This window comes from Microbulbifer maximicatervae (SeqCode) (genome assembly GCF_052467325.1).
The window spans coordinates 3,033,667-3,058,795 of the sequence record NZ_CP174310.1; the positions used below are offsets into that span (position 1 = coordinate 3,033,667).

The 25,129-nt window shown below is 47.2% G+C and carries 20 protein-coding genes; 10 read left to right on the forward strand and 10 right to left on the reverse strand.

The genetic code is table 11. The features are described 5' to 3' along the window. Window positions 1-58: 58 nt before the first annotated feature. Window positions 59-2,266 carry a S9 family peptidase gene (locus ACJJIE_RS13625; RefSeq protein WP_444892042.1) on the reverse strand — a complete coding sequence of 736 codons (2,208 nt, stop codon included), beginning with the start codon at window positions 2,264-2,266 and terminating at the stop codon, window positions 59-61. A gap of 411 nt (window positions 2,267-2,677) precedes the next feature. On the opposite strand from ACJJIE_RS13625, the gene ACJJIE_RS13630 reads away from it, so the two are divergent. Continuing rightward, complete coding sequence (locus ACJJIE_RS13630; RefSeq protein WP_282931231.1) at window positions 2,678-3,112, forward strand: hypothetical protein; 435 nt, start codon at window positions 2,678-2,680, stop codon at window positions 3,110-3,112. Between the two features lie 137 nt (window positions 3,113-3,249). Here the strand turns inward: ACJJIE_RS13630 and fghA are convergent, their stop codons facing one another. From fghA to ACJJIE_RS13645, 3 genes are all read right to left on the reverse strand, one after another. Further along, window positions 3,250-4,107, reverse strand: coding sequence for an S-formylglutathione hydrolase (gene fghA / locus ACJJIE_RS13635; RefSeq protein WP_444892043.1), 858 nt, complete (start codon window positions 4,105-4,107; stop codon window positions 3,250-3,252). Window positions 4,108-4,121: 14 nt separating this feature from the next. Beyond that, window positions 4,122-5,255 carry an S-(hydroxymethyl)glutathione dehydrogenase/class III alcohol dehydrogenase gene (locus ACJJIE_RS13640; protein WP_444892044.1) on the reverse strand — a complete coding sequence of 378 codons (1,134 nt, stop codon included), beginning with the start codon at window positions 5,253-5,255 and terminating at the stop codon, window positions 4,122-4,124. Window positions 5,256-5,429: 174 nt separating this feature from the next. After that, the gene (locus ACJJIE_RS13645; protein WP_282931228.1) at window positions 5,430-6,443 is read right to left on the reverse strand and encodes an AraC family transcriptional regulator; all 1,014 of its coding nucleotides are present in this window, start codon (window positions 6,441-6,443) and stop codon (window positions 5,430-5,432) included. Between the two features lie 234 nt (window positions 6,444-6,677). Here ACJJIE_RS13645 and ACJJIE_RS13650 point away from each other — a divergent pair, with 234 nt between their 5' ends. Then, a complete protein-coding gene (locus ACJJIE_RS13650; RefSeq protein ID WP_353057013.1) occupies window positions 6,678-6,920 on the forward strand; it encodes a DUF6868 family protein in 243 nt (80 codons plus the stop codon). 146 nt (window positions 6,921-7,066) lie between these two features. Here the strand turns inward: ACJJIE_RS13650 and ACJJIE_RS13655 are convergent, their stop codons facing one another. The 3 genes from ACJJIE_RS13655 to ACJJIE_RS13665 form a co-directional block, all read right to left on the reverse strand. Then, window positions 7,067-7,642 carry a PhnA domain-containing protein gene (locus ACJJIE_RS13655; protein ID WP_282931227.1) on the reverse strand — a complete coding sequence of 192 codons (576 nt, stop codon included), beginning with the start codon at window positions 7,640-7,642 and terminating at the stop codon, window positions 7,067-7,069. A 272-nt stretch (window positions 7,643-7,914) separates the two neighbouring features. After that, a complete protein-coding gene (locus ACJJIE_RS13660; protein ID WP_282931226.1) occupies window positions 7,915-8,331 on the reverse strand; it encodes a CBS domain-containing protein in 417 nt (138 codons plus the stop codon). A 74-nt stretch (window positions 8,332-8,405) separates the two neighbouring features. Beyond that, window positions 8,406-8,834: an Hsp20/alpha crystallin family protein gene (locus tag ACJJIE_RS13665; RefSeq protein WP_282931225.1), complete on the reverse strand. Its 429-nt coding sequence runs from the start codon at window positions 8,832-8,834 to the stop codon at window positions 8,406-8,408. Window positions 8,835-9,149: 315 nt separating this feature from the next. Here ACJJIE_RS13665 and ACJJIE_RS13670 point away from each other — a divergent pair, with 315 nt between their 5' ends. Further along, window positions 9,150-9,587, forward strand: coding sequence for a host attachment protein (locus tag ACJJIE_RS13670; RefSeq protein ID WP_282931224.1), 438 nt, complete (start codon window positions 9,150-9,152; stop codon window positions 9,585-9,587). 52 nt (window positions 9,588-9,639) lie between these two features. On the opposite strand, the gene yihG is transcribed toward ACJJIE_RS13670, so the two are convergent. Beyond that, window positions 9,640-10,542, reverse strand: a complete 903-nt coding sequence (gene yihG / locus ACJJIE_RS13675; RefSeq protein WP_444892045.1) for a 1-acylglycerol-3-phosphate O-acyltransferase, YihG family — start codon at window positions 10,540-10,542, stop codon at window positions 9,640-9,642. Window positions 10,543-11,112: 570 nt separating this feature from the next. Between yihG and ACJJIE_RS13680 the strand changes: the two genes are divergently transcribed. The 3 genes from ACJJIE_RS13680 to ACJJIE_RS13690 all read left to right on the forward strand — a co-directional run bounded on the left by ACJJIE_RS13680 (window position 11,113) and on the right by ACJJIE_RS13690 (window position 13,097). Next, window positions 11,113-11,781, forward strand: a complete 669-nt coding sequence (locus ACJJIE_RS13680) for a hypothetical protein (protein WP_413663348.1) — start codon at window positions 11,113-11,115, stop codon at window positions 11,779-11,781. A gap of 134 nt (window positions 11,782-11,915) precedes the next feature. Continuing rightward, window positions 11,916-12,521, forward strand: coding sequence for a cytochrome b (locus tag ACJJIE_RS13685; RefSeq protein ID WP_444892046.1), 606 nt, complete (start codon window positions 11,916-11,918; stop codon window positions 12,519-12,521). A gap of 12 nt (window positions 12,522-12,533) precedes the next feature. Next, window positions 12,534-13,097 carry a YceI family protein gene (locus ACJJIE_RS13690; protein WP_282931220.1) on the forward strand — a complete coding sequence of 188 codons (564 nt, stop codon included), beginning with the start codon at window positions 12,534-12,536 and terminating at the stop codon, window positions 13,095-13,097. Window positions 13,098-13,145: 48 nt separating this feature from the next. Here the strand turns inward: ACJJIE_RS13690 and ACJJIE_RS13695 are convergent, their stop codons facing one another. Further along, entirely contained in the window at window positions 13,146-14,540 is a 1,395-nt protein-coding gene (locus ACJJIE_RS13695; RefSeq protein ID WP_444892047.1) for a cytosine permease, read from the reverse strand. Between the two features lie 715 nt (window positions 14,541-15,255). Here ACJJIE_RS13695 and ACJJIE_RS13700 point away from each other — a divergent pair. The 3 genes from ACJJIE_RS13700 (at window position 15,256) to ACJJIE_RS13710 (ending at window position 21,605) form a co-directional block, all read left to right on the forward strand. Beyond that, window positions 15,256-16,230, forward strand: a complete 975-nt coding sequence (locus tag ACJJIE_RS13700) for an FHA domain-containing protein (protein ID WP_444892048.1) — start codon at window positions 15,256-15,258, stop codon at window positions 16,228-16,230. Between the two features lie 107 nt (window positions 16,231-16,337). Then, window positions 16,338-18,920 (forward strand): protein kinase domain-containing protein, encoded by a 2,583-nt coding sequence (locus ACJJIE_RS13705; RefSeq protein ID WP_444892049.1) that lies wholly within the window; start codon window positions 16,338-16,340, stop codon window positions 18,918-18,920. A gap of 126 nt (window positions 18,921-19,046) precedes the next feature. Further along, on the forward strand, window positions 19,047-21,605 hold the full coding sequence (locus ACJJIE_RS13710) for a protein kinase domain-containing protein (protein ID WP_444892050.1): 2,559 nt from the start codon (window positions 19,047-19,049) through the stop codon (window positions 21,603-21,605). On the opposite strand, the gene ACJJIE_RS13715 is transcribed toward ACJJIE_RS13710, so the two are convergent. Then, window positions 21,602-22,099: a hypothetical protein gene (locus ACJJIE_RS13715; protein ID WP_444892051.1), complete on the reverse strand. Its 498-nt coding sequence runs from the start codon at window positions 22,097-22,099 to the stop codon at window positions 21,602-21,604. The genes ACJJIE_RS13710 and ACJJIE_RS13715 overlap by 4 nt on opposite strands. A 1,220-nt stretch (window positions 22,100-23,319) precedes the next feature. On the opposite strand from ACJJIE_RS13715, the gene ACJJIE_RS13720 reads away from it, so the two are divergent. After that, entirely contained in the window at window positions 23,320-25,101 is a 1,782-nt protein-coding gene (locus ACJJIE_RS13720) for a trans-sulfuration enzyme family protein (RefSeq protein WP_282931214.1), read from the forward strand. Window positions 25,102-25,129: the final 28 nt, after the last annotated feature.

Consider the following 25,129-nt stretch of genomic DNA (forward strand, 5'->3'; position numbering starts at 1 on the left):
ATAAAGAAAAAAACCGAGGCTAGCCTCGGTTTTTTTCTTCTGGGAGATTATTTAAGTTTTAATCCTGCCCCTTTAAATGCCGATCAAAAAAGCGCTTGATCATGCTGTATTGGTGAATACGAGTCTGCTTACCGCGCAAGCTATGCTTCTTGCCTGGATAAGTCATCAGCTCAAATTGTTGGCCGTTATCCTGCAACTGTTTTATGAGTTTGGTGGTATTGGTAAACAACACATTGTCATCCGCCATGCCATGATAAATCAGCAGATCACCTTGTAAGCCCTTCGCATAGGGAAACACAGAAGATGCCTCATAGGCATCCATATCCTTAGTTGGATTGCCCATATAACGCTCAGTGTAATGGGTATCATACAGCGTCCAGTCCGTAACCGGCGCACCCGATACCCCCGCCTTAAAGTAGTCTCCGGCTTTGAACATACTCATCAGTGCCATGTAACCACCGTAGCTGTGGCCGAAGATACCTACTTTATTTTTATCAACGTAAGGCAGGGTGCGCAGGAATTCAACGCCGGTAATTTGATCTTCCACTTCAGGAGATCCCATATTCTTAAAGATAGGATTCTCAAAAGCGGTACCGCGGTTTGCTGAACCACGATTATCTAGGGAAAAAACAATATAACCCTGTTGGGCCATATACTGGTTGAATAGTTTATCCCAGCTATTGGTAACCACCTGAGCGTGTGGACCACCATAGACAAACACCATTACCGGGTAACTTTTCTTCGCATCAAAATTAGCAGGTTTGTACAAGCGGTAGAAAAGCTCCTGGCCATGGGGCGCCTCAATACTGCCAAATTCCGGAGTGATCCATTGATCTTTAAAAGGATAGAGAGGGTGATCACGATTTACAGCATTCTGCTCAAGCCAGGTAACTCTGGTCCCTGAGCTGCTGTGCAGGCTCACCTGAGGGGGCGTGGTAACGCTGGAAAATTTATCAATATATCCAGAGGCATCCTCAGAAAATTCGATAGAGTGCATACCACTACGCTGTGAAATTCTCTTAATGTCGCTCTCCCCCTGCAGGGAGACTGCATAGAGATGCCTCTCGATTGGAGTATCTTTCCGTGCGGTAAAATACAAACGGTTAGCCTGCTCATCAACAGCCTCTAACTCGTCAACCACCCAATCTCCCTTAGTCAATTGTGCCTGTAATCCGCCGCCAAAATCATATTTATACAGGTGTTTGAAGCCATCCCTCTCCGATGACCAAATAAAAGCATCGCTATTTTCCAAAAAGTGGAGATCATGGCTCAGGTTAACCCAGGTATCGCTGGACTCGGTAAGGAGCGTTCGGGTTTTTCCCGTATTGAGATTGTAAGCACGAAGCTCTAACTTTTGCTGGTCTCGAGATTGCCACTGGAAAGTTAACAGGTGATCACGGGCCCATTTTACTCGGGGAATATAAATATCCTGATTATCTCCCAGGTTGACCCAACGGATATCCCCCGAATCAATATCTATAAGGCCAAGTCGGATTTTTGCGTTCGCACGCCCAGCAGCGGGGTAACGTTGCTGTATCATTTCGATACGATCCGCATAGATTTCGCTACGGGTTACCTGATCAACTGGCGACTCATCAACTTGCAGGAAAGCAATATGCCGATCATCAGGAGACCACCAATAACCGGTCATCCGGTCCATTTCCTCCTGGGCAACAAACTCAGCCATTCCATTTTTAATATGATCTTTGCCGTCGCTGGTTAGCTGCTTTTCCCTACCGGTTTTCAGATCGACAATATAGATATTTTGGTTGCGAATAAACGAAACAAAGTGCCCCTCGGGAGAGACCTTTACATCGGTTTCAAAGGTTTCCGTTTCAGTCAGTCGACGCGAAGAACGGTCTTTGAGATCGTAATAGTAAATATCGCCGGCCAAAGGGAACAACAGAGACCGACCATCCTCGGACCAGCTGTACTCCATTATTCCACTACCATAAATTCGCTGGCGCTCCCGTCTTGCCTTTTCCTCATCCGAAAGAGTTTCACTACCGCTGTGCAAGCTATCGGAATTGACCAAAATTCGGGACTGACCGTCTTTCAGGTTGTACTCCCAAAGATCGTAACGGTTGTAATCTTCAGCTCTACCTTTGAGGAAAGTTACGCGCTGCCCATCAGGTGAATATTCCAGCGCACGGGGAGCAGTACCACCCAGAGCCGGGTCGGAGAATAACCGTTCAATGCTGAGTGACTCTGCAGAACATATTCCTGCAAAAGTGCATCCAAGTAATGCAAGCAGTGCTTGTTTCATAGGAAAACTCTTTATATTAAGTATTGTTGGCAATTCACGTACCACTTTGCTACCAAGGGTATTATTTAGAAAACTCTGATTAATTCCATATTATCTCCGGCTTCCTTAAGAGTCGGCCTAAATGGCATCCAGATAAACCATAGCTTCTCTTTGGGACTTGTTCTGATCACCAGAAGTATCTCAAATTTATCGGAAACCCTCTAAAAAATGCAGCTATATTGTGGATAGAGCAAACTATTGAGGATTCTACAACGGAACCTTCCGGGACATGCAGTACCTTACAGTTTTGGGTTTGAGCACAAACAATCCTGCTGCTATTGCCCCCCTTTACAAATGTTTACTCTGCTTAACCAACATTTGTGGTTAGCTAATGTCTGACTAAAGCTTTTATCAAAATACGGGGTAACAATAATGAAGGTTCATCTCTTTGCATCTGCAGCTGTGATTTTGATCGCTGCTGGCTGTAGCTCTACACCAGAGATCCCCACCACTGAATCATTTGTCACTGACATCACTGAACTGGGCCATCGTCGCTTTACCTACAAGGCAACCATTGGGGCTGGTCCCAAGGGCCAAGGCAGTAGGCGTGGAGGTCCGGGTGGCGGTGGTCCCGGTGGTGGTCCCGGCGGCGGTAAGGGTAGTGGTGGCCCAGGCGGTGGTGGTCCCAGCGGCAGTGGCGGTCCCGGCGGCGCCAATTCTGGAGATGTGAAGAAAGTTGCCCGGCAGAGAATGGAACTCTTGCTAGCCGAAAGTGGCTTCTGTCCCAATGGCTGGTTCCTGATCGAACAAACTTTTGACCAGAACAGAGCTGAAATTATTGGCGAGTGTCGGGCGGTTGCACGATAAGCTTACGCCTCTCACTTTGGCTCTATGTATTCTGCTCGTATCGCTTTATACATAGCAACTTGCCAGGGCGCAAAGCCCTTTGCCCAAACAGCCCCTCAACTGAGGGGCTAATTTCACTAGTCCGTAATTTATCCAGCCTAATATATATGTCTGCTCAACAATGAGTCTGCATGGAACCTTAAGTGCTCCTCAATAAATGAAGCGATGAAATAGTAACTGTGATCGTAGCCTGCATGGTGCTCTATCCGAAGAGGATAATCACTGGCTTCGGCAGCTGTTTGCAGGGAATGTGGTCTCAGCTGCTCCTCAAGAAACTCATCCTGTTCTCCCTGAGAAACCAAAATCGGCGTTTTCTCTACAGCGCGCCCCATTAGCACTGTTGCGTCATATGGCTCCCAGCTCTTGGGATCAGCTCCCAAGTAAGTTCCCAGCGCCTTTTCTCCCCAAGGGCAAGCAATAGGATTACAAATTGGACTAAAAGCAGAAATTGATTGATATCGCTTGGGGTTTCGCAGACCGATGACCAGGGCACCGTGCCCGCCCATAGAATGTCCGCAAATCCCGCGTCGATCATTGGTGGGGAAATGAAGTTCTACCAGGCTTGGAAGTTCATCCACGATGTAGTCATACATTTGATAATGCTGCTTCCAGGGTTCTTGAGTCGCATTTACATAAAAACCAGCCCCCTGCCCCAGATCATAACCCGGGTCATCCGCCACATCGTCTCCTCTGGGGCTCGTATCGGGTATCACTAAGATAATCCCTAACTCTGCAGCGACTCTCTGAGCACCAGCCTTTTGACTGAAGTTTTCATCCGTGCACGTCAAGCCCGATAGCCAATAAACAACAGGATATTTCCTCTGTGTATTCCCCTCTGCATCCTGTGGTAAAAAAATGGAGAAGACCATAGAACAGTTGAGCGTGCTGGATTTATGTCGGTAACGCTGCTGCAAACCGTCAAAAGATTTAGTACTGCCAACCAATTCAATCGACATTTTAAGTGTTCCTATCAAGCCTGCTGGAAATGAATAACACTGCGAATACTTTTACCTTCGTGCATTAAATCGAAGGCATCATTTATTTGCTCAAGGGGCATTGAGTGAGTAATAAAGTCATTCAATTTAAATTCTCCAGCCAGGTAACGCTCTACGAAAGAAGGCAATTCAGAGCGCCCCTTTACACCGCCGAATGCTGATCCCTTCCAAACCCGCCCTGTAACCAACTGGAATGGGCGTGTACTGATTTCCTGTCCCGCACCTGCCACTCCAATAATAATGGATTCCCCCCATCCTTTGTGGCAAGACTCCAAGGCAGCTCTCATCAGGTTAACATTGCCCACACACTCAAAAGAATAATCCACTCCGCCATCGGTAAGCTCTACGATAACCTCTTGGATAGGCTTATCGTAAGCCTTGGGGTTAATACACTCAGTGGCCCCCAGTTTCTTCGCCAGCGCAAATTTGTCCTCATTAATATCGACACCAATAATTCGTGAGGCGCCAGCCATCTTGGCTCCGATCACTGCGGATAAACCAATTCCACCCAAACCAAAAATTGCCACACAGGAACCCGGCTCAACCTTGGCTGTATTGGTAACGGCTCCCATTCCCGTAGTAACACCACAGCCCAGCAAACAAACCTCATTTGAGGGGGCTTCGGGATTAATTTTGGCCACAGATATCTCAGGAAGGACTGTGTACTCAGAAAAAGTAGAGCAACCCATATAATGGAAAATGGGTTTCCCATCTACCGAAAAGCGTGTCGAACCGTCAGGCATTAATCCTTTGCCCTGGGTGCCCCGGATTTTTTGGCACAAATTGGTCTTTCCAGAGAGACAAAACTTACATTCGCCACATTCAGGGGTATACAAAGGAATCACATGATCCCCGACAGAGACACTGGTCACCCCCTCACCAACGGACTCAACAACACCCGCACCTTCGTGGCCGAGGATTGCCGGGAATACCCCTTCAGGATCATCTCCTGACAAAGTGAACGCATCTGTGTGACAAACGCCGGTGGCGTGTAATTTCACGCGAACTTCACCCTGTTGGGGAGGCATAACATCGACATCCTCAATAACCAAACGCTCCCCAGGCCCCCAAGCTACAGCTGCTTTACAACGGATTGTCTCTGCACTCATTTTCAATTCTGCCTTTCATCATTCGTTCCAGTGGCGCCCAGCATAGTCCCCTAGGATTATTGGTGCAAAGCCAAGCGCCGCTGCTGAAGTAAAATCAGGAAAAATCTAAAAGCTCACCCTTATAGTAATAAGTGGTAGCGCTGAACCATTATTAAAAATAATTCCTTTAATTGATTAACAATTAATAGCTTGTCGCTTCCTCCACTGCAGTGGGGAGCTTCCATGAATGGCTCGAAATGCTTTTGAGAAAGCACTGATATCGGTGTAGCCCAAACTTGCTGATAGTAATCCCACGTCAATACTTGAGGCCCGTAGATGCCAGCGGGCAGTCTTCATTCGCGCCCCCTGTACCAACTGCTTAAAGGAGGTTCCCGCTTCATTTAAGCGGCGCTGAAGCGTTCTCATTGGCATACCGAGTAACCGAGAAACTTGCTCCAGGGAGTGCTGCTGGGCCCCGAGAGTTTGAAGGATTAAGACTTGAACCTGTCGGCTGATATCACCCTTGTGCTCTGCCAATAAGCACTTGGAAAACTCCTCAAAATATCTCATAAGACCGCTGCTGGGTTTAGCGAGGGGATAGTTCATCAATGATCCATCAAAAACCAAGCGATCTCGATCTTGCTCAAAACTAGCCTCAATGCCAAAAAAATTTTGGTAACTACTCAACGAAGATTGGGGTTTATGCCGAAATGAAACAGAGCGGGGAGATACTTTGGAGCCAACCATCTCCTGTATCAGGCGATAGGCGGCTCCTACTGAAAGTTCAGTATACTGTTGCGCGGGAATTGCGTCGGGGAAGTGATTAACTCTCTCTGCAATCAAGCAGTCATCGGTTTGGTAAATTTTCCAGTGGTCCGCCTGGTTGTGTAACACCATATACCGATGAGTTACTGTCAAAGCACTGGATAGATTCTCACTTTCCAGTATCAGCTTACCAAGGACACCCAGCATACGCAGCCCTTGCTTCCCCGCCAATCGCAAGCCAAAGTCACTACAGGACAAGTCCCGTGAACACAAATTAAGGAGGTCTACCAGCGTTGCAATGGGGATCAAGATATTTGGACGACGTGTACAATCCGCAGGAAGCCCCACTTGCGCTAAAAAATCTGATGACTGACCACCGAGCTGTGGCACCAATAGATTAAACCCAGCCAGCGCACCACTGCGAATTTCATAGATAGGCTTCATGTTTTATAGCTACCATATTGCCAACCTCTCATTTTCACTATCACACAGTGTCTAGGAATAAAGAGCATCGGACAATAGCTGTATCATATAAAATAGCTTTGCAACTAACTGGGACTGCCCCTATCCACAAACGAAATTTATTTGGAGGCTAGTGCCTGACTATTGTGGCACTTTCCACTATCTACTCATAAAACTGTCGGTTTTATACGAGAAAAAACCGCAAGGAAATTTCACATGGAAACTGAAAATCTAACACTATTTTTAGGCTGGGCTTCGATTATAAACATATTGATACTACTGCTATCAACTCTTGGACTTGTCTGCCTGAGAAAGTCGATCACCAGGATTCACGCCCGAATATTTGAGCTTAATGAACAAGATTTAGGCCGTGCATACTTTCAATATCTGGCACAATACAAAATTGCTATTATCGTCTTCAATATTACACCGTATTTTGCTCTAAAAATTATCAGTTAATTGATAAAAGCGGAAATATTTTGCAAAAAAATAAGAAAGGTAAACTATACCTTTCTTATTTTCATATTTAAGACGGATAGGGAGAGTATTTCGGGTCCGCCGGCAGATCCCCTTTTCAGAAAATTAAGATATTTCTAAAATATTTATCAGCCACTCTTTTTCACAAACTTTGTCAGAATAACAATTCTCTGACCCTCGACCCGCCCTTCGATATGCTCAGGATTATCGCTTAAGCTGATACCGCGAACTGCCGTTCCCCGTTTTGCAACCAAACTGCTTCCTTTTACATCCAAGTCTTTGATAATAACTACATTATCTCCAGCTTGTAACTGGGCACCATTACTATCCCGATGAATCACCAACTCACCAGCCTCTGGTATTGCCCCAGCCTCTGCCCAGGCCAGCAAATCGCCATCCAAATACAACATATCAAACAAGTCTTGGGCCCAGGTCTCGCCAGATAAGCGCTTTAGAATACGCCATGCCAACACTTGAATTGCCGGCTCGGTACTCCACATAGACTCCGACAGACACTGCCAATGCGCACTTTCCAGCTGTGCAGGATTTTCCAGCTGGTCCCTACAGGTTTGACACAATAATACCGCCGCATCTGGATAACCCTCTGACTGGGGTACGTCATAAACCGCCAAGCCATTTTCTGCCTTACAGAGCTCACACTGATTTCCACTGCGTTGTGCCAACTGCTCCTGAGTCACAGCCATAAGTAACCTCAAAAAAAGTAGGGATTATACGACTGATTCTTCCTTCACGCCTCCCAAATAATCACATTTAACGGACATCGAGGTCGACCGTGAACATGATCAAGCTCAGACAGGAAGTAAATAAGACTATCAACAGCCCAGTAGTAGATGGAGCCATCAGTTTGCCGAGGGATTCACAGGCTTCAGACAAGACACTCTAGGGTACTAAAACTTCCAACAGCCGCCAATATAGATTGACGACTGTAAAGAGCATTATGCGTTAAGTCCCACACTCAGTGGTGCGAGGAGACCGCTGCTGCGAACTGCCCACCCTGCTTGCTGGCGATGGCACTGGTGATGTCCCCTAAGCTGAGAATACCGACCATGCGCTTTTCACTATTGAGTACCGGCATCCGGCGTAACAGCTGTTGCTCCATTTTGTGGACAGCAGACAGCAGATCATCCTCCTCCCAGCACCATTCAATCCCTTCTGTCATAACATCGCGGGCAGATAGAGAGCTTAGATTACCTCCCTGAACCACACCGCGACATACAATATCTCTATCAGTCACTATTCCTACAAGCTTGTCATTTTCTCCAATCGGTACTGCACCAATATCCTCATCGCGCAATATTTTTGCCAACTCCTGTAGTGGAGTATCCGGGGTGCACCAGGTAGCCCCCTCATGCATTGCGTGTTTAACTTTCATAGGTACCTCAAAACTCTTAAGACAAATGCCAAAGAGAGTGATGGGTAACACCCATCACCCTTAACCCCTATAGATCAGTGCACTTCAATCCGCTTTCTTTGCGGGGGATGCCCCTCATGTTTTGGTACCGTGAGCGTGAGAATCCCATCTTTGAAATTTGCATCAATCTCACTTTCGCGAACATCTTCACCAAGATTGAAACTTCGCAAGAACTTGCCGTAACGCCGCTCCTGACGAAGCACGCGGCCATCCTTCTTCTCCTTAACCTCGCGGTGCACCTCAGCTTCAAGGGTCAAAACCCCATTTTCTAGGGTTACACTGATATCGTCCTTACCCACTCCCGGCAGCTCAGCGCTAATTTCATACATATTCTTGCGCTCACTCACATCAATACGCGGAGAAAAAAATCCCTCGCGTTCAGATCCGATTGCACGGGTCGGTGAGAGCATTTGTTCAAACATATTATCAAGGTCCAATAGGGACCCTCTGGGAATCAGACTCATATCTACAACCTCTTTTTACGCTAAGCCGCAAAAGGCGCCAGAAAACTCAAGAGTCCGTCTTGCGCCTGTTACATCTTGAGTACAGTCTAGGAAATACTGCGACAAACGAAGGGATTAAGTGCCGATAAAAGCCATTACAAATTGAATATGAGAGCTGTCGTATATTTCTTTTGTACATATAAATATTAAAAACTTCCTTTCCAAGTGCACCTAAAGAGAATTTCCACCTCCATATCCATCAATAAGCAACCAGGGCTCGTGGCCAATATGGCTATTTACTAGGATTAAATAAGGCAGTTAAACGAGGATATGTTCATGGCCTTAGCATGGGTCCTTGTGGCTAACCAGTCCCAAGCGCGAATTTTTGAAGCCAACAAACGCGCGGGAAATCTCAATGAAATCCAGGCACTTCTCCATCCAGAATCACGGCTCTCTGGAAGAGACCAAGAGAGTGATGCACCCGGACGCACTTTCGACAGCTATGGTCAAGGAAGGCACTCAGTAGGTAATTCTGCAGGATTACATCGCCGTGAAGGTGAGAATTTTGCCAGAGAAATTGCACATACCCTGGAGAGGGGAAGACAGGAGGGCCAGTACGAAAAACTGTATATTGTCGCAGAACCCTATATGGTTGGCAGCTTGAGGGATGCCTTGAAATCTCCAACCCGCGCAACAATAGCAGGAGAAACAGGAAAAAATCTGGTGGCTTGTGAACCCGAGGAGATCCGGGCTCAGCTCCCTATTTGGCTATAGTAACGTTCGGCCAGTAGAGAGGCTCACGAGTGAACCTCTCTACGAACCCCACTTAAGCCCTGCTTTCTGTTAAAAGTTTATCAATCAGGGCATCCTTTTCAGTCCATAACTCATTTACCCACTGATTAAACTCCACCCGAAACTCCTGATCGGTTGCGTAGTCTCTCTCAAAAAACCGGCTGGGCAACTGGACTTTCTCAATACGAACAATCACTTTCTTTAACTTACCAGAAAGGAAATCTTTAAAAGTAGGTATACCATCAGGGTAAACAATGGTGACATTCAGTAGCTGGTTCAACTGCTCACCCATACAGTGCATTGCAAAAGCAATCCCTCCGGACTTGGGCTTTAGAAGATGTTTGAAAGGCGATTGCTGTCTTTGATGCTTCTCTTTGCTAAACCTTGTTCCTTCAAGGAAGTTCACAATACTGGTGGGCATTAGTTTAAACTTTTCGCAAGATTTTTTCGTCGCTTCAAGATCCTTACCGCGCATCTCTGGATGTTTTTTCAAAAATTCTTTGCTGTAACGCTTCATAAATGGAAAGTCGAGTGCCCACCAGCACATTCCAATCACAGGAACTTTGATCAACTCTTGCTTCACAAAAAATTTCAGGAATGGAATTCTTCGATTAAAAATCGACTGCATAATAAAGATATCAACCCAGCTTTGATGGTTCGCTGTGACCAGATACCATCCATGTTGATCGAGATGCTCTATCCCCTGTACATCCACCTGGACTCTTTGGGTTAGCTTCATCCAGCCTTTATTTAGGGTTATCCACATTTCTGCCCAAGAAATAAAAAAACCCATGAAAAGTTTTTGCAGAAAGGCAAAAGGGAGAATAAACCTAAAAACTGAAAACAAGAGTATGGGGGCTGCACAAACCAATGTGCTAATGGCCAGCAACACCGAAGATATGACCAACAGTAAAAACGAGGGGAGAAAGTTAAACATCTAAAGGCTCTTTTAATTTTCCGGGCTTACAGGTCAGGCTGTCACGCCATATTCACAGGTTACCCGTTTCTTTTTTAATATCTTGAAATCCACTTATCAAAAACTAAGCGGACTCTGCTCTCATCAGTGTATTTACATAATCCGGGCTACAGGCTGCCTATCGCAATTAACATGGCTGTGTATATTTATGGCTCATGGGAAACTGCTCCACTACAATAAATTCATGCGCCGAGCGCCTAGGCTTTAGCCGCGCCAGAGGCAATATCAAACCGCTGCAACTCTGGGAGAGTAACACGCATTTCAACCCCATATTTTTTGACTGAATAGTCTGAATCTATCGGCGATACATCAGCGCAAACTGCACGGATAAAACCAGTGACAGCAGCCCGGTGAGCGGCCTCATTTTTTCAGTATGTCCTGGATATGAAAAGGCGCCATTGTACCTTTTCTATAACCATGAATTAGTAACTTTTATCTTCCCACGCCGCAAAGGCACGATAGTAACTGGAGCAGCATTGCATCCTGCTAAACTTGGGGCTCCAGGTCGTAGAATTGCGCCGGGAGAATAGAATGGGAATTACAGGTAATAAGCAACACTTCCACCGCAAGCAATGGCTCAGCGTACAGCAGGCCGTTGACCACCTGAGTGCATTGTCTGAAGAGCCACTAACCAGTGCACATCTTGCAGACCTGGCCGATGAGCAGCTTCTTAACCTGTACTGGTACCGTCCAGGCCAAAAACTGTCCTTGGAAGATCACAAGGGGACCCGTGAACTGGTAGAGCCCGTCCGGCTCTGTTACGAAAATGCCAGTGACTGGCACGCCATCGTGGATATCTTGCGGAACAATCCAGCGCTGCCCGCCTACGAACATGACACCCCGCTTCTGGAAGATGCCGACGGAAACCGGCTGCGAATCACCTTCGACTACCACCAGCGGCCAGAACCGTTTAGCAGCCGCTGGTACCCTACCTATGCGGAGTTAGTGCTCAAGCGCAACGATTTGGAACAACTGGAACCCCATCTGTTTACCAGCCAGGCGGTTGAGACCGGGTTTGAGCGTGAGACCCTACTGAATGTTATCTGGCAGCTGGAACAACTAGCCCTTGGGGATGAAGAGCACTCCACCAGCTGGCTGGCGGACCAACTGGCACAGCGCTCTTCCGCGCTTGATCGGCTATCTTGTGAGCGCATCCTTCAGGCGGCCGAGCGCGAAAGCTCTCCGGGGCGCTCGATATAGCGCGGCATTACCTACTAACACCTTTGACTCCTTTCCCATACTCATGAACTCCCCATTGGTGGTAGAGCCCAAAGGCTGTACCCTAGTGGCACTTAGCAAATCTAAGTGTGACGTACTACCAATAGGAGAGAGAAGTGCAGGCCAAAAACAGCTCCTCCAGCTACGGCTGGGTAGCCATCGTCCTCCATTGGATAATGGCCCCTGCGATCATAGGGACTTTTATTCTCGGTTGGTGGATGCGCCAGCTATCCTACTACGATCCATGGTATCAACGAGGCCCTGAAATTCACAAAGGGGTAGGCATCATCCTGCTTGTGTTTCTACTCTTCAGGCTGGCTTGGCGCTTTGCCAACCCATCTCCGGCGAGCAACCCCCAAACTCCCAACTGGCAGAAATTTGCCGCCACCGCCACTCATGGACTGATTTACCTGTTACTACTGGCAATCATGGTTTCCGGCTATCTGATTTCTACCGCCGATGGCCGCCCTATCGATGTCTTCGGCATAGTGAGCATCCCTGCAACCTTACAAGGAATTCCCAATCAGGAAGACATTGCGGGATCTATCCACGAAATCCTTGCCTGGGGCCTGATTGGACTCGTAGCAGCACATGTCTTGGCAGCCCTCAAGCACCACTTTATTGACCGTGACGGCACACTGCGCAGAATCATCGGCATCCGTGTAAAAAGTTCTACAGACAATCACTCACACGTACAAACAACACTCTCAACCACCAAATAAGGAAAAAATGACATGAAGAAGCTCTCTGTATTTCTTATTGCAGCTCTGATGGGGACTGTAGCTCAAGCAGCGGAATACAAAATCGACACCAAAGGGGCTCACGCTTTTGTGCAGTTTCGTATCAAGCACCTTGGATACAGCTGGCTATACGGCCGTTTCGATGACTTCAACGGCTCCTTCTTTTACGATGAAAAGCAGCCGGAAAAATCTTCTATCAATGTCGACATCGATGTAACCAGCCTCAATAGCAATCACGCTGAGCGCGACAAGCACCTGCGCAGCGATGACTTCCTCGACGCTGCCAAATTCCCCACTGCTACTTTTAAGAGCACTAGCTTTGAACCTTTGGAAGACGGCAAAGCCCGTCTAAATGGCGAACTGACCCTCCGCGGTATCACTAAGCCAATCACAATTGACGTTACCAATATCGGTGGCGGTAAAGACCCTTGGGGTGGCTACCGCCAGGGCTTCAGTGGAACCACTGAGTTCGAGCTGAAAGAATTCGGTATCAAATCCCTAGGCCCAGCCTCCCAGAAAGTTGAGATGATCCTGGATATCGAAGGTATCCGTATCTAACAACAAAAAGTACGCCCCCTGAGCCCGGAAATACCTCCGGGCTCCCCCCTAACTGCGCTTCGCAACACTCCAATAAACTACGCAAGCAGCAGCCGCAGCCAATAGCCAGTCGACGCCTGCCATCAACCCTTTCGGTAAGAAAAAAGCTAGCATTGTGATGACAATACATGTCCCCAATAAAGTCAGCAGTGCTCGCGGGTTCCAGCCACAGAAATAGTAATAACGCCCATCACTTTCGCTGTAATACAACTGCCCTACATCCATCTGGCGCTTCTCTACTAAGTAGTAGTGAGACAATATGACACCGTAGGCAGGCGCCAGAAAAACCCCCACCCAGTTTACGAACGCCACTAAACCGATTTGTTTGATAACAGCGGGCCACAAAGCACTAATCAGAAAGGCCAGAAACAGCGTTATCAATGCCGCCCTGCGAAACCCCAGGTACTTTGGCAGAAAATTTGAAATATCGTTAACTGGAGCCACAAAGTTCGCCACCACATTGATACCGGCCGTTGCTGTAAAAAAAACAACCGCGGCGATCAATGACAGCTCCAGATTCCCAAGCTTCTGCACGATATCAGTGGGGTTTGCCAAGTTCTGGTGGAAAACTGACTGGGCGGCGATAGTGGTGAACAGAACAATTATCGCAAAGCCAGTCATGTTTATAGTGATTCCCAGCCAATTCCCCCTTCGCATAACAGACTCGTTCTTACAGAAACGAGCAAAATCTCCGTAACTTAGGATTATCGGCGCATAGAGAGCCAACATAGTACCTGTGACTTTGATGAGCTGGACCAAGCCATCGCCCCAGGATGCTATAGACCGATCAAAGAAAGTAGCAACTGCAAATACAAACTGTCCGTCACTTCGAACCACTAGCATCCACAACAGCGCGAGCATCACTCCATAGACACATGGCGCAGCCAGGTTGATAAACCAACGGATCGTATTGATACCTTTGAAAAATAGAAGAGCCTGAAATAAGGAGACAAGTACGAGGGAAGCCCAATCGATCCGGTCCATTGCCAGCCACTGCCCTCCGACAGCTTGTGGCCACCACTCTCTCAGCAACAAAGACATGGCATGGGCAGCAAACCAAGTCTGCGCACCGTACCAAAATATTGCCACGCTCCCCCGAAGCAACGCAGGGACGTTAGCACCTCGGATCCCCATACTCGCCCTGGCCAATACAGGAAACGGTATACCGTATTTAACACTCGGTTCACCGATTAAATTTAATAAGATGATAATTAAAATTGCTGCAATAGCGATCCCAGCGAGAACCAGCCAAGCATTCGTATTGGGACCGAGGAATAGAGTTGCCGCCAGGGTATAGCCAGCGAGACTTTGTGCAGCGTTGGCCCAAAGGTTAAAGATCGTCAGAGTGCCCCAGCGTTTTGCTTCGGGCTTCACCACCGCTAAATTTTCATTCTTTAGCTGCAAAGTGTCACCTAAGTGCATCTGATAAATAGCGCGCCAAAGCAGCTACTTCAAATCAGCCTTTTCAACAATGACATACAAGCCGTCAAAAGTGCCAAATTTAACAGTTAATAATATATATTCTCTTTTACAATTGAGACTTATTTTCAATAACAGTAAAAGTGGTATCCATTTACCAAATTAGCAGTAATGCCGCTAGCACTGGCGCACAACTGTGAAATATATTGTGTAGCCATCGATTAAAGAAGATCCGGTCGACAAAGATACAGGCAAGTATCCATTAAACTAGTGTGCAGCCGTGTATTTGGAGAACATTAACCAAGTCACAAGTAAAAGTATGAAAAGGTCTTTAAGATTTTTGACGGCGGCACAACTTTTCAGCGAAAATGGAAGCAATTACTGACAATTATTGCACTCCCTCTAGAGACAGTTATCAAGGGAGCGCAAAAATAGAACAATTTCCAAAAATCGTAGTGACTAAATCATTCAGAACTGGGGCAATCCTCTCCGAGACTATCAGTGAGACAGCGGCGCAGAGCAGCGCCAATCACAACAAGTAGTGTCTCAGCTCAAGGGAAATAATCGCCGCAGATGGTAAGCCAAGACTCCGTACTGCTAAGGTATTCGCAGGACAAGCACAGCGGGCATCCACCAGTATGAATGAACTTTGTCGCAATCAGGCTACAACTTGAGTTGGCCACGGCAGAAGGGTAGGAATATGGCTTGCTTACAGCATCCAGATAGGGAACAACCAGTTTACTTAATGGCACACCACACCATTGGGCGCCGGCAGGGTGCAGTAGACACAAGAATCACAAGTGCTGAGATATCGGGCATCCATGCCGCAGTGCAGTGGACCGGTACTCATTGGAATATTCGCGACTTGAGTCGCAATGGTACCTGGCTAAATGGCCAGCAGCTGGTGCCCGCTAAGAGCTACCCACTCCAGACCGGTGACAAAATCGCTTTTGGTCGGGCTAATAACCCAGCCTGGATCGTCGAAAACCTCGACGCTCCCGAGAATTTGCTGATCGATATTCACTCCGGCGAGGCACAACCGCTGGAACAATACCACCTGCTGCCCGACGAAAATGAGCCTCTCGCCAGCCTTCAGTACAGCCCCCTAACAGGACAGTGGTTGTACGAGTTCACCGGCCCATCTGCTGAGGACGGCGATAAGATCCTGGTAAATCATGGCGATCGTATCGATTGCGGCCTGCATAGCTGGCAGCTCTTCCTGGCGGACAACCAAGGAGCAACGAAAGAGTTGTCGCTGCAACAACTGTCTATTATCGACTTTGAGCTGAAGTTCTCTGTGAGCTCCCACGAAGAGCATGTGCAGTTACAACTTCAGCGGGAAGGCATGAAGCAATCCTTACCAGCAAGAATCCACAACTATCTCTTGTTGTACCTTGCTCGTGCCCGCCACAAAGATATGCAGAGCGGCATGGACACTGACTCCCAGGGCTGGGTTTCTATTCAGGTAGCCACTCACGAGCTGGGTATCACTGTTAACCACTTGAACACCCAAATTTTCCGCGCCCGCAAACAAATCTCTGAATCCCTACCTGATGCAGTGGATACATCGAGCCTAGTAGAGCGTCGATCCTGGGAAATCCGTATTGGTTGCCCGCAATTCGAAATTTATAAAGGCAACCAACTCGAGGCAAAAACAGAGCCGGAAGCGGTATAGCTTCATCTCCAGAAAGGGGGCTTAAGGCTAGGCCCCTTCATTACCTATTCAGTAATTATTTGCCAGGGTGGCGGAGCTGAATCTCTTATCCCTCGGCAAGAATTACAATGTCAGCGCAACCACCCTCTTATATCGGCCGGTACAAGATCATCAGGCAGCTTGGAGCCGGGGGAATGGGAGTTGTGTACCTCGCCAAAGATGAGCGACTTAACCGAGAGGTCGCTATAAAGCGATTGCTCAACAACCCTGAAGACGAATCTGCCTCACGGCGAATTCGCCAGGAAGCATTACTGCTCGCACAACTAAACCACAACCATATCGTACAAATTTATGATGTTGTTGAGGAGCAGAACGATGTAGCCCTGGTTATGGAGTATGTTGATGGCCGCCCACTCACCTATTGGGCACGGGAGTTTAACCCCAGCCTCCGCCAGAAAATCCAGCTACTCAAGCAAATCACTGCCGGTCTTGCGCGTGCCCATGCTGCCGGAATTATTCACCGCGACTTGAAAGCTGACAACATCCTTATTGACAGCAATAACATCGCAAAAATCGCTGATTTTGGTATTGCCCGGAACTGGCAGGAGACGAAAGAAATCACTCGCGAGCAGCATATAGCCGGAAGCTGGTATGCAATGTCCCCGGAGCAGGCCCTCGGTGAGAAGCTGGATAACCGCTGTGACTTATTTGCCCTGGGAATGCTCGCCTACCACTTATTTTGTGATCAGCCTCCCTTCGGCAAGCATGGAAGCCCATACGTTATTATCGATCGGATCATCAACAACCCGCACCCACCCGCAGGGACCATAAACCCCGGACTTCCTACGGCGCTTTGCAAATTACTGGATAAACTGCTGGCCAAAAGCCCGGACAAACGCCCTGTCAGTGCTGCCGTTGTAGCCACCGACTTGGATATGATATTGAGTCAATTAATATCGGACCAGGAAACCGCCGATGACCATGACATCACGATCACCACTGAAGACTTTCATGTACAACATCGACGTAAAAACAAAGGACGCAAACTTCTAGCCGGCATACTCCTGGCATCCGGTGCGATGTTACTCGGCTTAACCGCCGCTGTTTTTCCTGAACTTTCTCTATGGGGAAGTAAAGAACCCTCAGCAAAGTACATTGCGATTATTGAGCCAGATTTATCTAACCTGCGCAGCCGAGAGGAAAGGCTACTAGCCAATAACCTTCTCAGCTCCATCAAGCAGGGGCTTTCCGATCAACCAGCACTACTACTGGTACCCTATTCGGAGTCCCAGCAACTAAAAGGCAAGCCTTTACGCGAGCAAGCGAAAGCGCTCAACGCACAGCTGCTGCTGCAATTTGCCCTAAACTGTGAAGCCACCGCCTGTGAAGCTTCATTTGCCCTCATAGAAACTGAGGGGTTCGCTGAAACTGCCAACCGTAGCGCCATGCTGAACCTGGATGCACCGCTGGAGAGCCGCGCACGCGTCTTGCAACAGCTGCACTACCTACTCCCCAACTACCCTACAGGAAGTCAAGGAGCTCAGTTCAACCTTAGCCCTGAAGATTACCAGCAATACCTCGAGATCTTCGAACAGCGCAATAATGAAGCCAATGTTGCCGGGGCAATTACCAAAGTTGAGGCTCTGCTAAAAAGGAACCCCTACTTCCCCTCCTACTATGAACTGTTAGCGGATCTATTAGCCACCCACCTATATCACTCGCGGGATACCAAAATACGCGACCGTCTCACAGGGCTTCTCAAAAACATACCCGCAAAGATTTCCAACCACCCAACGGTGCTGGTCACTAAATTACGTATTGCCATCTTCTTAGCAGATACCGAGCTCACAGAGGCCTTACTTGCAAAACTAAAGCTGCGACTGCCTGATCAGGCTCTCTACTACTTCCTGCGCGCGAAAGCCCACCAGCGAAGGGGGAATTACAACCGTGCGCTGGAAGTCATTAACCAAGCTCTCAACATTCGTACCAGCCCTCTTTATCTTCGCCAAAAGGCTCTGACCCTGACCCTGATGGGGCAAATGGAAAAAGCGAGGCCTTACCTTTTACAGGCTATCCGTCTCAACAATCAATATATTGATGCTATCTCCCTACTCGCAGCCAATGAATTGGATTCAGGCCGCCCCAAAGAGTCTATCCGGCTTCTTAGTAGGGTAGGCTTAAAGCATTTAGGGGACAGGGATACCTTCAACCTTTGCTTGTCCTATTACATCGAACAGCAGCTGCAGGATACAAAAAACTGCCTGAGTCATGTTGCTGAACGAGCCCTTAACGATCCCCATGTATATCTGCTGCTGGCAGAGATTGCCCGCCTGGAAAATAGACAGCTGCAATCACAAGAGTTTGCCCAGCGCGCCCTAACCTTGGCACAAAAGCAGGAGGACTGGCTTGGATTGTTACTGCGGGCAAGGGCCTACTCCGAGCTGGGCCAGGGTGAGCAAGCCATTGAGACACTATTAAAGATGGATAACACCGCTCCAGACGGCTTATTTGTCAATTACAGCCGCGCCCAGGTTTACATGGCCAGCGGCGATATGCTTTCCGCTAAAGCCTACATAAGAAAGACTTTGGAGCTAGGCATGGCTCCAGTGTGGTTCACAACAATTGGCTTTCAACCTATTTGCACCCTGGCAAGTTTTGATGATATACGCGCCAACTACCCTACATTATGTTCTGACAGGACTGACACTTAAACATTAAAAAACAAATCAAACAGAATGGAATAACGTGAACCATTTCCCTTTAGGAGGGGACAGATGCCTTCACGAAATTGTACTATCAGGTAAAATCCCCTATCCATCCGAGAAGAATACAATACAATGGACGTAGTTGCGTTGGAGAAAGCTGAGGAATATCAAGGCCGTTATAGGGTTGAGCGCACCCTGGGTGCCGGCGGTATGGGGGTTGTTTACTTGGCCGAAGACATCAAACTTCGGCGAAAAGTAGCGATTAAGCGCCTCCGCTCTGACCTGAGCGGAAACTCTGCAGAGGCCCGTTTTCGTAGCGAAGCCGAACTTTTAGCCAGGTTGAACCATCCAAATATTGTACGGCTTTATGACGTACTGGAGGAAAATAACGGTATCGCCCTGGTTATGGAGCTGGTTGAAGGTGTCACCCTTAAAGAGTGGCTACGCGAAAACAGCCCTACCCTGGCCATAAAGCTCGACTTGTTAATGCAAATATGCCATGGGCTAAGTAAGGCTCATTCCCTAGGGATTATTCATCGCGATCTTAAGCTTGAAAACATCCTTGTCACTAATGATGGTGTGGCAAAGATCACCGATTTTGGCATCGCCAAGGCGCTGGACTGCGATCAACAGCTGACCAGAGAAGACCATATTGCTGGCAGCATACAGGCGATGTCCCCAGAGCAGGTTCAAGGCACGCCCCTGGATGCTCGCAGTGACTTATTTAGCTTGGGTAGTATTGCCTACGAACTACTTTGCAACAACAAGCCCTTTGAACGTGGGGATTTAAATGCGCTCGCATTTGCCCAGCAGATCTGTAATGCACCCCATACTCCCCCACAAACCCACTGGGCAGAAATACCTAAGCCACTTGTAGCACTACTCGATAGACTCTTAAGTAAGCGCCCCGAGCAACGTCCAGACTCTGCCCAGCAAGTTTTCGAGGCTCTTTCTTTAGTCCGCCATCATGGCATTGATGCTGACACCCAACAATACTCTGAAACAGTAACGCAGTTACTTATTAAACCGCGTAAGAAACACAGCCGCCTGACAAAGTGGTTAGCCGGTTTTGCCGTGCTAGCTGTAGCTATGACCTGGGGCTGGAAAAGCTACTCTAAGTTGCCACCCAAGTATATTGCGGTGCTTCCCGTTGAATTTAGCGGAGAAACAACTGACCAGAATTCAGACACTTTGGTCACCGCTATGGTGCGCCAAGCCCTTATGAGTACTCCAGGTCACCTAAAGTCCAGCGCCTTAGTAAGCTACAACCCCAGAAAGCAAGGCAGCCTAGATGATCAATTACAGCGACTGAAGGAAAAGGGGATTACTGATGCTTTAGCAGCACGTTTAGAGTGCATGCAATTGCGTTGCAACATTGAAATACAAGTTATTAACCCACTCGATAAACAAGTCAAAAAGCAAATTTCTTTTATTTTTCTTCCGGGTCAACAGAGACAGGAGTCGCAATATTCAATACGGAATAGTGTAATAGATCTATTCCCAAACAAGTATCATAAAGAATCGGTCACCGATGTTAGAATGGCGCCTGAAGACTACAATCGGTATCTTTCTACAATTTCCAAGCTTGCGAATACGGCTACCGATCGTAAAGATCTAGAAGTATCAAAAGAGTTGATTGGCAAATACCCCAAAAACTCAAATCTATACTCTCTATATGCAAATATAGCCACTAAATTATATATGGCTAGTAATGATACCAGTTTAATTACTTCTGCCCTTGGAATATTAGCCAGTGCAGAATCTTCAGGAGCTGATAAAACCGCTCTTCTTGAAGCCCAGCTTTATATAAAATCCACAGGATCAGATAGAGAGGGTTTTGAATCAATATTAAATAAACTTCAGGCTAAAGGATACCCATCTGCTCACCTACTTGCACAATATGCCCGATTCTACTACTCTCAAGAAAATTACAAACAAGGTTTGCATTATGCAGAGCAAGCATCAACTCTAAACCCCTCTGCACACAACCTATACTTAGTTGCGATAAATCAATTCCAAATCGCAAACTATAATGAAGCAAGAAAGACTTTAGACACTCTTCTAGAAAAGCACCCGGATTTCTGGTCCGCACATGCCGTTATTGGAGTAATTGAGTTAGAGCAAGGTAACCTTGAAATCGCCCAAAAGGCCTTTATTACAATTCCAGAACAATTCCGAAGCTTAAGTGCTGAAGCCAACTTGGGAGTAGTTTATTTTCTGCAAGCTAAGTATCAACAGGCACTAGAAAAATATAAAAAAGTGCTATCTATATCACCACAGAACTTAACTACGATATACCAAACTGCAGAAACCTATCAAATGCTGGGAAATAACCAGCTCGCAATAAATGAATATAAAAAGATATTAAAGCTAACATCAAATATTAAAGATGGAGATCAAAGTCTCCGAAAATATCGGTTCCGAGCAATAGCGCTGGCGAACCTTAACCAGCATGCTGAATCAATAGTTATACTTAACAAGCTGCTTAAAATGAACCAAGATGACACCGATATCACCTATAGTGCGGCCCTTATCTATGCACTATCAGAAGAGTGGAGGTCAGCAAGTTACTACATTGAAGAATTAATTGAGCTAGGAATGGGCGCAGAATGGTTTGCCTTACCAGCATTTAAAAAACTCTGCACCCAACCTCAGACCTCACAGAAAGTTGTGTCGGCTATTTGTGACTAGAGCGGATCATTAACAGGATATGGATCTACCTGAGCCTCAGGGTCCCCAGAAACAAAGTGCATACCAGTTTCCGCATCTACACACATCCACAGGAAAGAGAAGTTATCAGGGATATCTTCTCTATCCTTAACTTTAATAATCAACTTAGTGAATTCACCATCCACTTCTTTAGCGCGAGCACGGAACTGGTGACGAAAATCCGGGCTCAGGGCAATAAGACCATCTAACTTATGGTTCTGGCGATAGCGAACAAATTCCAACTCACGACCCGGTACTTGTGATAAATCCAGAGTCACCTCCAGAGTCAATACTGCACGCTTATGGATTTTAAAGTGCATATTGCCGAAGTGCTCTTCAGGGTTAACCGCATTAAACAGCGGCCAGTACTGAGGCTTACCATCTTCTTGCTCTTTAGGCTGAAGAACCAAATCCAGCTTTAACCCTTCTTTAGGCACCTTTACGTCAAGTACAGGTAGGTCAGCACAATTGACCATATTTCCATTCCCCTCTAAAAATTTGTTATATGGTGTCACCAAAGGACGTATTATCTCGTGTAAACTACGTCCGTGACTGCGTCATCATAACCAGCCCCAATCTTAAATCATCCAGCAGGGCTGAAACTTACCGCCCCTGATTGATGGCCCCAGCCATCGACGGCTACAACAATCTTATCAAGCGCAAAATTTGGCACCCGTGCCCGGGCAACCCTATCCAATTGACTCGATTAAGACTTTGCACCTATCGAACCTAGCTTGGCCACTCAGCCTGTGCTCCCCCCCTTCAACCCCTGGTATCACATTGGGGATAGGGGTAAGTAAATCTATCCGAATTTTGCTGCGGGCTGCCTTTCCATGGCGAGGTAATTGTTCCCACAAGCACCTACACCCCCTCAACTGGAACACAATGTACATACTTAAGGATTACAGGTCGATCACACGCCATTACAGATAATTTCGCAAAATATATTTGTTGAAAAGCACAAAGTCATCATATGCCAAAATAATTACACAATAAATTCATAATAAAAGAAAAAAGAAGAGTGGAAAAATTATTCCTTCCCCATCACGTGAATATCTATATAAAGATAAGACGCTATATTATTAAAATAAATATAAAAATATTATGAACTCTTACTGAAAGTGACTAACGCCCCCTCAGATAATTTATTCTTATCAAGGCCACTCCAAAAATGTTTATTCAATGCTATTCAGCAAAACCGATGGCAGACAATCTCTTGAGCCAAGCAATAACCTTTACAACTAAATCAGAAAATAAAAAAAGCCGGCAGTCACAAAACTGCCGGCCCGAAATGATGGTCCCAACCATCGACGGTTACAACAACACTATCAAGAGCAAAATTTGGCATCCATGCCCGGACAAGCTCATCCAAGAGAATCGACTAAGACTCTACACCTGTCGATTCCAGCTTGACCGTTCAGCTTGCGCTGAATTCCTTTGTTTCCTCACGCCACCTGAGGGGGCAAGGAAATTAAATCCTTTCGAAAATTGTGGGGGCTGCCTTTCCATGGCGAGGTAACCATTATCACAGCCACCTACCCCCTCAACTGGAAGCTACTGTACAGATTTCCAAATTACAGATCGATCACGCCAAAACACAGCAAATTACACACTAATTACTCGCCAAGTGTTTTATGCGCCGCACAGGACTGTTAGAGTCACCATATAACAAAAAGCATCACGTAGTGAGGACACAATGGAAGCGAACCTAGAAGATGTAAAAATTCTCTCTCCCCGCCGCAACAGCACCGAGGCAAAAAATATTGATGAGCTGTCAAAAGAGCAATTGCAGCACTTTTGTATTGATAGTGAATCAGAACATGGAAAACTGTTAGAACAAACCGCAACCCTGCTCTACCAGGCACAAGGAAATCTGAGCCAGCTGTGGAGCCAGGTAACGGACACACTCCAGCGCTTGGACAAGTCTGACAAGATTGCCTATTTCAATGCCAAGCGCTTTATGAGTTTCCAGCTGGCGAAATTATTGGACACCTTACAAAACCCATTGCGAGCCAGCTTTCAAAGCCTGCAAGGGGACGACTTTAATATCACCACACGGGGCGGTTACCCCCTGTTCGATAATATTCCCGCTATTTTTTCTGCAACCCCGGTAATTGCCCGCACAGCAACTTACATTTATGCCTGCACCGAGTGGGTGGACGATGCTTTCCGTGGGCGCGAGCCGAGCCACGATATTTATTCACGTTTACTCAACCCCACTTCCATTTCCCTGGCCAATGCTATTGTGGATTTGGAATGCGGACCTGAAGCCAGTGAATATATGGCCTGGAATTTTAATTCCGGTATGGCTGCAATCGATGCACTCCTATCAAATCAATTGCGCCACGAGGATATCTTAATTGTTTCCAGGAATATCTATGGCGGCACTCACCAGCTGTTACAGGATTTCTACGCCCGCAAAGATAAACTGTCTATCAATCTGGCCTGGTTTGATGGCACTACCGGTGAAGAGTTCGAAAAGCTACTGGCTGATACCCAGCAAGCATACGCAGACGCAATCAGTGCCGGAGCAAAAATACATGTCTATATTGAATCGCCATGCAATCCCCACGGGATCATGCTGGATGTACCGGCTATTTGTAAAACCGCTCACCGGGAAAATATCCTGGTAAGCCTGGATGCCACCCTGGCAACCCCTTTTCTATATCAGCCACTACGCCGCAAAGATAGGGAAGAGAGACCGGATTTTGTTGTTCACTCCTACACCAAGGATATCGGTGGCACCGGCGCCGCCACTGCCGGTGTGGTTATCGGCGAAAACCACCGCATGTTTATCCCTAAAGGCGACAGCGCAAAAGGCCTTAATTGGGATCAGTGCATGTTCTGGGATGTTTATTACATCAAGGGGGCTTTCCTGGATGCAGACAAGGCCTGGGAAGTGCATTGCGGTATGCGCACCTTGGAAATGCGTATGCTCACCAAGTGTATTAATACTTTGAGCCTCAGCCATTTCTTTGCCAGTCACAGCAAGATTCGTGTCAACAGCCATGCAGTGGAAACCCATCCCAATTCCGGGCTGCGAGAATCGCTGATGCGCTACCAGTTCCCCACACCATTATTCAGCATTGACATGGAAGCTGCGCAAATTCCCACCGAGGCATTTAAAAGTTTCTTTGACGCGCTGGAGCCCGCTTTCGGGCAGATGGTGAGCTTGGGCCAGACAAATACCATGGTGCTCTGCCCCGCCCTGACATCTCACTCAGAGCTATCACCTGAAGCGATGGAGGCGGCGGGTATATTCCCAACCACTATCCGAATCTCTGTTGGGGATGAAAATATGGCGCAGATGGCCGCTCATGTTATCAACTGCGCGCGCCTGCATCTCGATCCAGTTAGCCCTGGTTTTAGCGAGGGCTTTATCGCTCCGGAAAAAGCCGACAAACTCTTCAGCCGCTTTTATCTCGAGTCGCACCAGAAAGTGATAGAGACACAGCCAAAAATTGTGGACTATCTCTAACCATCCAAGACAAACCCATCACCGGTAG

What these genes read in the sequence shown, in the direction of transcription:
- ACJJIE_RS13625 (WP_444892042.1), bottom strand. Translation starts at nt 2,266, where the DNA reads ATGAAACAAGCACTGCTTGCATTACTTGGATGCACTTTTGCAGGAATA.
- ACJJIE_RS13630 (WP_282931231.1), top strand. Translation starts at nt 2,678, where the DNA reads ATGAAGGTTCATCTCTTTGCATCTGCAGCTGTGATTTTGATCGCTGCT.
- fghA (WP_444892043.1), bottom strand. Translation starts at nt 4,107, where the DNA reads ATGTCGATTGAATTGGTTGGCAGTACTAAATCTTTTGACGGTTTGCAG.
- ACJJIE_RS13640 (WP_444892044.1), bottom strand. Translation starts at nt 5,255, where the DNA reads ATGAGTGCAGAGACAATCCGTTGTAAAGCAGCTGTAGCTTGGGGGCCT.
- ACJJIE_RS13645 (WP_282931228.1), bottom strand. Translation starts at nt 6,443, where the DNA reads ATGAAGCCTATCTATGAAATTCGCAGTGGTGCGCTGGCTGGGTTTAAT.
- ACJJIE_RS13650 (WP_353057013.1), top strand. Translation starts at nt 6,678, where the DNA reads ATGGAAACTGAAAATCTAACACTATTTTTAGGCTGGGCTTCGATTATA.
- ACJJIE_RS13655 (WP_282931227.1), bottom strand. Translation starts at nt 7,642, where the DNA reads ATGGCTGTGACTCAGGAGCAGTTGGCACAACGCAGTGGAAATCAGTGT.
- ACJJIE_RS13660 (WP_282931226.1), bottom strand. Translation starts at nt 8,331, where the DNA reads ATGAAAGTTAAACACGCAATGCATGAGGGGGCTACCTGGTGCACCCCG.
- ACJJIE_RS13665 (WP_282931225.1), bottom strand. Translation starts at nt 8,834, where the DNA reads ATGAGTCTGATTCCCAGAGGGTCCCTATTGGACCTTGATAATATGTTT.
- ACJJIE_RS13670 (WP_282931224.1), top strand. Translation starts at nt 9,150, where the DNA reads ATGGCCTTAGCATGGGTCCTTGTGGCTAACCAGTCCCAAGCGCGAATT.
- yihG (WP_444892045.1), bottom strand. Translation starts at nt 10,542, where the DNA reads ATGTTTAACTTTCTCCCCTCGTTTTTACTGTTGGTCATATCTTCGGTG.
- ACJJIE_RS13680 (WP_413663348.1), top strand. Translation starts at nt 11,113, where the DNA reads ATGGGAATTACAGGTAATAAGCAACACTTCCACCGCAAGCAATGGCTC.
- ACJJIE_RS13690 (WP_282931220.1), top strand. Translation starts at nt 12,534, where the DNA reads ATGAAGAAGCTCTCTGTATTTCTTATTGCAGCTCTGATGGGGACTGTA.
- ACJJIE_RS13700 (WP_444892048.1), top strand. Translation starts at nt 15,256, where the DNA reads ATGGCTTGCTTACAGCATCCAGATAGGGAACAACCAGTTTACTTAATG.
- ACJJIE_RS13705 (WP_444892049.1), top strand. Translation starts at nt 16,338, where the DNA reads ATGTCAGCGCAACCACCCTCTTATATCGGCCGGTACAAGATCATCAGG.
- ACJJIE_RS13710 (WP_444892050.1), top strand. Translation starts at nt 19,047, where the DNA reads ATGGACGTAGTTGCGTTGGAGAAAGCTGAGGAATATCAAGGCCGTTAT.
- ACJJIE_RS13715 (WP_444892051.1), bottom strand. Translation starts at nt 22,099, where the DNA reads ATGGTCAATTGTGCTGACCTACCTGTACTTGACGTAAAGGTGCCTAAA.
- ACJJIE_RS13720 (WP_282931214.1), top strand. Translation starts at nt 23,320, where the DNA reads ATGGAAGCGAACCTAGAAGATGTAAAAATTCTCTCTCCCCGCCGCAAC.